The following is a 6,592-nucleotide window of genomic DNA, read 5'->3' as shown; positions in this document are numbered from 1 at the left end:
GGACCCGGCTGGCGTGGCGGCGTACGACGCTGTCGTGCACGGTCGCCGCCGTGCTCGCCGTGAAGACCGCGCTGCACGCCGGCCCCGGGGCGCCGGGGATCGTGGCGGCGGCGCTGTGCCTGGTCGTGTGGCTGGGCTTCCTCGGGGTCGCGCACCGCCGGATCACCGGACTCGCCCTGAACGAGTCGGCGCCGCCGCTGATGACCCGGCGGGGCGCGGTGACCGCCGCGCTGTGCACGGTCGCACTGGCCGTGTTCGCGGCCGTACTCGTGGTGTGACGCCACTCCGCAGAGCGGAACTATCGGGACATTCCGGGCTAGCCTGGCGGAGTAAGCCACGGACGTCACCGAAGGTGAGCACCATGACCACCCTCCATCAGGAGCACCCCGTCCACGCGCACGCGCACGGTCCGGCCTGCGGCCACCAGGCGGTGCCGCACGGCGATCACGTCGACTACGCGCACGACGGGCACCTGCACGCCGAGCACGACGGGCACTGGGACGAGTGCGAGCCGGGCGCGCACGTCGCGCACGACGGCCACGAGCACCGGCACGGAGCGGACTGCGGGCACGAGGCGGTCACCCACGGCGACCACGTCGACTACGTCCACGACGGACACCGCCACGCGGAGCACGACGGACATTGGGACGACCACTGATCCGGTACGCGGCGGATCCGGCACGCGCCTGATCCCGTACCCGGCGAAGGGCCCGGCACTTGGTGCCGGGCCCTTTCGTTCGCCCGCGCGGCAGGGCACCGTAGGCACGTAATTACGATCACGTTTGCGTGACCCACTGGACGACATACCGACTGGTCGGCATGATGAATGCCACCCTGCCACCGCCCCCGGAGGACCGCGATGAGTCACCCCCCAGGCCTCGACCTCGACCAGCTGCGCGCCCATCTCGACCGTGAGCGGCCCGGTCTGGTCGGCGGCCCGCTGACCGGGCGACTGATCCAGGGCGGACGCTCCAACCTCACGTACGAGGTCGGCGACGGGTCCGCGAAGTGGGTGGTCCGGCGGCCGCCGCTCGGGCACGTGCTGGCCACCGCGCACGACATGAAGCGCGAGCACCGGGTGATCGACGCGCTGCACGCGACGGACGTGCCGGTGCCCCGGGCGCTGCTGCTGTGCGAGGACGAGAGCGTGCTCGGGGCCCCGTTCTACGTCATGGAGTTCGTGGAGGGGACGCCGTACCGCACCGCCGAGGAGCTGGCGCCGATCGGGGCCGAGCGGACCCGCGCCGCCGTGCTCGGCCTCGTCGACACCCTGGTCGATCTGCACGCCGTGGACCCTGCGGCGGTCGGCCTCGGCGACTTCGGGCGCCCGGAGGGCTTCCTGGACCGGCAACTGCGCCGCTGGGGCAAGCAGTTGGACGCCTCCCGCAACCGTGAGCTGGCCGGCATCGACGAACTGCACGCGACGCTCGGGCGGACGCTGCCCGACTCCCCCGCGCCGACGATCGTGCACGGCGACTACCGCCTCGACAACGTCCTGGTGCGCCAGGACCCCGACGGCGTCGACCGCATCAAGGCGGTCCTCGACTGGGAGATGTCGACGCTCGGCGACCCGCTCACCGACGTCGGCCTGCTCGTGATGTACAGCGCCCGCCTCGAACTGCCCGACTCCCCCATCTCCACGACCGCTTCGGCAGCCGGGCACCCGACGCCGGCCGAGCTGGTCGAGCGGTACGCCGCGCGCTCGGGGCGCGACGTGTCCGCGATCGCCTGGTACACCGCGTTCGCCTGGTTCAAGCTCGCCGTGATCCTGGAGGGCATCCACTACCGCTACACGCTCGGCCAGACGGTCGGCGCCGGCTTCGACCGGATCGGCGAGCTGGTCCCGGTCTTCATCGAGCACGGCCTCACCACCCTCCAGGACCTCACGACCCTCAAGAACCTCTCGGAAGGCTGAACCCGCCCATGGACTTCGCATTCGACGCCCGCACCGAGGAACTGCGGGAACGGCTCCTCGCGTTCATGGACGCGCACGTGTACCCGGCCGAGGCGGTCGCCGCCGAACAGCGCGCCGCCCTCGACTCGCCGTGGCAGACCCCGGCCGTGGTCGAGGAGCTCAAGGCCGAGGCGCGGCGGCAGGGGTTGTGGAACCTCTTCCTGCCGGACGCCGAGCACGGCGCCGGGCTGACCAATCTCCAGTACGCGCCGCTGGCCGAGATCACCGGCCGCTCCCCGCAGTTGGCCCCGACGGCGGTGAACTGCGCCGCGCCCGACACCGGGAACATGGAGGTCCTCGCCCAGTTCGGCAGCGAGGCGCAGCGCAAGCAGTGGCTGGAGCCGCTGCTCGCCGGGGAGATCCGCTCCGCGTTCGCGATGACGGAGCCGGAGGTCGCTTCCTCCGACGCCACGAACATCACGACGCGCATCGAGCGGGATCCCGACGGCAGCGGCGACTACGTCATCACGGGCCGGAAGTTCTACATCTCGGGCGCGATGAACCCGAACTGCAAGGTCTTCATCGTGATGGGCAAGACCGACCCGGACGGCCCCGACCTGCGCCGGCAGCAGTCCATGGTGCTCGTGCCGCGCGACACCCCGGGCGTCGAGGTGCGCCGCGCCATGCAGGTCTACGGGTTCGAGGACCACTGGCACGGCGGGCACGCCGAGGTCGTCTTCGACCACGCGCGCGTGCCGGCGGGCAACCTGATCGGCGAGGAGGGCGGCGGCTTCGGCATCGCGCAGGCGCGGCTCGGCCCGGGCCGGATCCACCACTGCATGCGGCTGATCGGCATGGCCGAGCGCGCGATCGAGCTGATGTGCAAGCGGGCCGTCGCCCGCACGGCCTTCGGCAAGCCCCTCGCCCAGCAGGGCGTGGTGCAGGAGTGGATCGCGGACGCCCGGGTCGCCGTGGAGCAGCTGCGGCTGCTGGTGCTGAAGACGGCCTGGCTGATGGACACGGTCGGCAACCGCGGCGCCCACACGGAGATCCAGTCCATCAAGATCGCGACGCCGCGCACGGTCGTCGACATCATCGACAAGGCCGTGCAGCTGCACGGCGCGGGCGGGGTGTCGCAGGACTATCCGCTGGCCGAACTGTGGGCCGGGGCGCGGACACTGCGCCTGGCCGACGGACCCGACGAGGTGCACCAGCGGTCGCTGGCCCGGCGGGAGTTGAAGCGCTACCTGTAGGGCGCGCCCGCGGGGGCGTGGGGGCGGCTGGTCACGCCCCGCCCGGCGGGCGCCCCGGCCGCGTAATCCGCGGTCGGGGCGCTGCGGAGAGGCTTACGGGCGCAGCGCCCGCAGCAGCAGGTCGGCCAGCTGGTCGGCGAGCTGCTGCGGGGTGAGGGGGCCGTTCGGCCGGTACCACGTGGAGAGGTGGTGGACCGAGCCGAAGTGGTAGTCGACGACCAGGTCGGCCGGGGTCTCGGTGGAGAAGACGCCGGTCCTTTGGCCCTCCTCGATCAGCGCCCGGAACCGCTCGTGGTAGCGCCGCCGCTCGACGCGCACCTGCTTGTTCTTCTCGGGGCTGAGGTGGTGCATGGAGCGGAAGAAGATCGCTGCGTCGTCGAGGTTGTCGATCGTCGTGACGACCACGTCGGCGGCCGCCTCGCGCAGCCGCCGCTCCACGGGCTCGTTCTTGTCGGCGAACGCGTCGAGCCGCTCCTGCTGGAGGCGCAGCACGCGCGCGTACACCTCGTGCAGGAGGTCGTCCTTCGAGCCGAAGTAGTGGTAGAGGGCGCCCTTGGTGACGCCCGCCGTCTCCACGATCTCCTGCACCGACGTGCGGTCGTAGCCGCGCTCGGCGAACAGCCGGGTGGCGGCCGCGAGGAGTCGTTGCGGAACGGGCGTCGTGTCGCCGTCCGCCGTCGCCTTGGCCACTGCCGCCACCTCCCTTTCTCGTTCAGTCCGTCTGGGGGGAACGCAGTTCCCGCCGGAGGATCTTCCCACTTGCCGTCTTCGGCAGCTCGCCCAGCACCTCGACCTCGCGCGGGTACTTGTACGCGGCGAGCCGTTCCTTGCAGTACGCGGACAACTCCTCGGGAGTGGCGCGTCCGCCGGGGCGCAGGCTCACGTACGCCTTCACGCTCTCCCCGCGATACGCGTCCGGGATGCCGACGACGGCCGCCTCGCGCACCGCGGGGTGGGTGTAGAGGACGTCCTCCACCTCACGGGGCCAGACCTTGAACCCGGACGCGTTGATCATGTCCTTCTTGCGGTCGACGACGTAGAGCCAGCCGCGGGCGTCCATGAACCCGATGTCGCCGGTGCGCAGTTCGCCGTCGGGGAAGGCCTCGGCGGTGGCCTCGGGGCGGCGCCAGTAGCCGGGCACGACCTGCGGGCCGCGGACGGCGATCTCGCCCGGCTCGCCGAACGGCACCTCGTTGCCGAGGTCGTCGAGGATGCGTACGAGCGAGTCGGGCCCGGGCACGCCGACCGCGAGCGTGCCGGAGACCGGGTCGACCGGGGCCTCGATGCCGGGCGGCACGGAGGCGCAGGGCGCGGTGCACTCGGTCAGGCCGTAGCCGTTGTGGATGTAAGGGCCGAAGGCGGCGCGGAACTTCTCCACCAGGGCGGGCGGCACCGGGGCGCCGCCCGACGAGATGGAGACGAAGGAGGCGAAGTGCTCGCGGGTCGCCTGCGGCTGGGCGCCGAGCGCCATGAAGGCCGTGGACGGGCCGACCGTGTAGGCGGGCCGGTGCTCGGCGAACGCGTCGAGGACGACGCCCGGCTCGAAGCGGTAGGCAAGGGCGAGGGTGCCGGCGTTGGCGAAGCTCGCGACGAGTTCGGCGACCATGCCGGTGATGTGGAACAGCGGCGCGAGCGCGAAGTACGTCGCGCCCTCGGGGACGCCGAGGCCGGTGCGCTGCCGCTCCGCGTTGTACATGATGTTCCGGTGCAGGTTGGTGGCGCCCTTGGGGGTGCCGCTCGTACCGGACGTGTAGCTGATCAGCGCGATGTCGTCCGGGGCGAGCGCGCGGTCCGCGGGCGCCGGGAGCCCCTGCCGGGCGACGGCGACGAGGTCGTCGGCGTCGGTGGCCCCGGGGGTGACCCGCTCGAACTTCAGGACCCGCTCGTCGCCCCGCGTCTGGAAGTCGAGTTCGCACGCGGTGAGCACGATGCGCACGGGCGAGTCGGCGGCCGTCTCGCGCAGGTACGCGTCCCAGGCCCGGTCCGTGCAGACGAGGGCGGTCACCTCGGCGTCGTGCAGGACGTGTCCGACCTCGCCCGACTTGTACATGGGGTTGACGGGGACCACGATCGCGCCCGCCTTGAAGGCGCCGAGCAGCGCGAGCACGAAGTGCGGCGTGTTCTGCAGCATGACGGCGACGCGGTCGCCGCGCCGCAGGCCCCGGGCGGCGAGGTGCCCGGCGACGGAGTCCGACAGGGCGTCGACCTCCGCGTACGACAGACGGCCGTCGAAGTAGGCGAGGGCCGGGTGGTCGGGGGCGCGGCGCACGGCGTCGGTGAAGGCGTGCACGATGCTGGCGGCCGGGGTCAGCGTGGCCTTCTGTGCGTCGGTCAGGACGCCGAGCCAGGGCCGGGTCGCGTAGATCGAACCGTGGTCGAGGGTCTCGCTCATCGGGCGGCCTCCCACTTCTGCTGGATGTGGTTCATGTTGGTCAGCCAGCGGTCGGGGGCGGCGGCGCGGGCCGCGTAGTACTCGGCGACCTCGGGGTGCGGCAGGATCAGGAAGCGGTCCTCGGCCATGCCGGTGAACAGCGCCTGCGCGACGTCCTCCGGCTCGATGGCGGTCGGCGCCAGGACCAGGTCCCCGGCCGAGCCCGCCGCGGTGAGCATGTCGGTGCGCACACCCTGCGGGCAGATCGCGTGGACCTTCAGGCCGCGGTGGCGGTACGTGAGCGAGAGCCACTCGGCGAAGGCGTACGCGCCGTGCTTGGACACGCTGTACGGGGCCGCGCCCACCATGGTGAGCAGCCCGGCCGCCGACACCGTGGACACGAAGCGGCCGCTGCCGCGCTCCAGCCAGTCGGGGAGCAGGGCGTGCGCGGCGCGGACGTGCGCCATGACGTTCACGTCCCAGGCCGCCGCCCACACCTGCTCGTCGGCCGCCTCGGTACCGCCGGAGGCGAGGCCCGCGTTGGCGCAGTAGACGTCGACGCGGCCGCCGAGGGCGTCCCGGGCGTCGTCGATGACCGCGGAGGCGTCGCCGGGGACGGCCGTGGCGCCGATCTCGTCGGCGACCGCCTTCGCCTTGGCGGCGTCCAGGTCGTTGACGACGACGCGGGCTCCGGCGGCGGAGAACCGGTGGGCGAGGGCGGCTCCGATGCCGCCGCCCGCACCGGTGACGACGACCGCCTGTCCCTGTAGATCCGGCTGTCCCTGAGGGCTATCCACCATCGGGTCTCCTTCGACGCGACGCGAAACACGGCTCCGTTGCCTCAGCAGACTAACCAGTCGGTATGGAGCTGCGGAAGGGGTTCCCCGCGGTGATCCACTCGGTGATGCACTCGGTGATCCACGCGCGGTGCGTTCCCCGCCGCGGGCTCGGGCGATAGCGTGCATGGCCATGCCAGTTCCGGTGATCACGGAGGTTCCTGCATGAACGTGTCCAGACGGGTGCTGCTCGCGGCGAGCGCGGGCGTGGGTGCGGCGGGCGCCCTGAGCGCCGGCG

Annotated in this window: 7 protein-coding genes; 4 read left to right on the top strand and 3 right to left on the bottom strand. The window is 72.4% G+C overall.

What is annotated here, in order from left to right; translation table 11 throughout:
* The 4 genes from G3I40_RS40935 to G3I40_RS40920 form a co-directional block, all read left to right on the top strand.
* The coding region (locus tag G3I40_RS40935; protein WP_164559885.1) for a DUF202 domain-containing protein at positions 1–278 on the top strand (278 nt) is incomplete at its 5' end.
* Positions 279–361: 83 nt separating this feature from the next.
* Positions 362–658, top strand: coding sequence for a hypothetical protein (locus tag G3I40_RS40930; RefSeq protein ID WP_164559884.1), 297 nt, complete (start codon positions 362–364; stop codon positions 656–658).
* A gap of 201 nt (positions 659–859) precedes the next feature.
* On the top strand, positions 860–1,915 hold the full coding sequence (locus tag G3I40_RS40925; RefSeq protein ID WP_164559883.1) for a phosphotransferase family protein: 1,056 nt from the start codon (positions 860–862) through the stop codon (positions 1,913–1,915).
* A gap of 8 nt (positions 1,916–1,923) precedes the next feature.
* A complete protein-coding gene (locus G3I40_RS40920; RefSeq protein ID WP_164559882.1) occupies positions 1,924–3,147 on the top strand; it encodes an acyl-CoA dehydrogenase family protein in 1,224 nt (407 codons plus the stop codon).
* Between the two features lie 93 nt (positions 3,148–3,240).
* On the opposite strand, the gene G3I40_RS40915 is transcribed toward G3I40_RS40920, so the two are convergent.
* The 3 genes from G3I40_RS40915 to G3I40_RS40905 are packed head-to-tail and all read right to left on the bottom strand — an operon-like array spanning position 3,241 to position 6,318.
* Positions 3,241–3,846 carry a TetR/AcrR family transcriptional regulator gene (locus G3I40_RS40915; protein WP_164559881.1) on the bottom strand — a complete coding sequence of 202 codons (606 nt, stop codon included), beginning with the start codon at positions 3,844–3,846 and terminating at the stop codon, positions 3,241–3,243.
* 13 nt (positions 3,847–3,859) lie between these two features.
* On the bottom strand, positions 3,860–5,539 hold the full coding sequence (locus G3I40_RS40910) for an AMP-binding protein (protein ID WP_164559880.1): 1,680 nt from the start codon (positions 5,537–5,539) through the stop codon (positions 3,860–3,862).
* Entirely contained in the window at positions 5,536–6,318 is a 783-nt protein-coding gene (locus G3I40_RS40905) for an SDR family oxidoreductase (RefSeq protein ID WP_164559879.1), read from the bottom strand. Before G3I40_RS40905 ends, G3I40_RS40910 begins: the two co-directional genes overlap by 4 nt.
* Positions 6,319–6,592 lie beyond the last annotated feature (274 nt).

This window comes from Streptomyces sp. SID14478 (assembly GCF_010548525.1).
In the GTDB taxonomy this organism is placed as follows: Bacteria; Actinomycetota; Actinomycetes; order Streptomycetales; family Streptomycetaceae; genus Streptomyces.
This window is presented reverse-complemented; position numbering and strand designations above follow the sequence as displayed.

What these genes read in the sequence shown, in the direction of transcription:
- G3I40_RS40930 (WP_164559884.1), top strand. Translation starts at nt 362, where the DNA reads ATGACCACCCTCCATCAGGAGCACCCCGTCCACGCGCACGCGCACGGT.
- G3I40_RS40925 (WP_164559883.1), top strand. Translation starts at nt 860, where the DNA reads ATGAGTCACCCCCCAGGCCTCGACCTCGACCAGCTGCGCGCCCATCTC.
- G3I40_RS40920 (WP_164559882.1), top strand. Translation starts at nt 1,924, where the DNA reads ATGGACTTCGCATTCGACGCCCGCACCGAGGAACTGCGGGAACGGCTC.
- G3I40_RS40910 (WP_164559880.1), bottom strand. Translation starts at nt 5,539, where the DNA reads ATGAGCGAGACCCTCGACCACGGTTCGATCTACGCGACCCGGCCCTGG.
- G3I40_RS40905 (WP_164559879.1), bottom strand. Translation starts at nt 6,318, where the DNA reads ATGGTGGATAGCCCTCAGGGACAGCCGGATCTACAGGGACAGGCGGTC.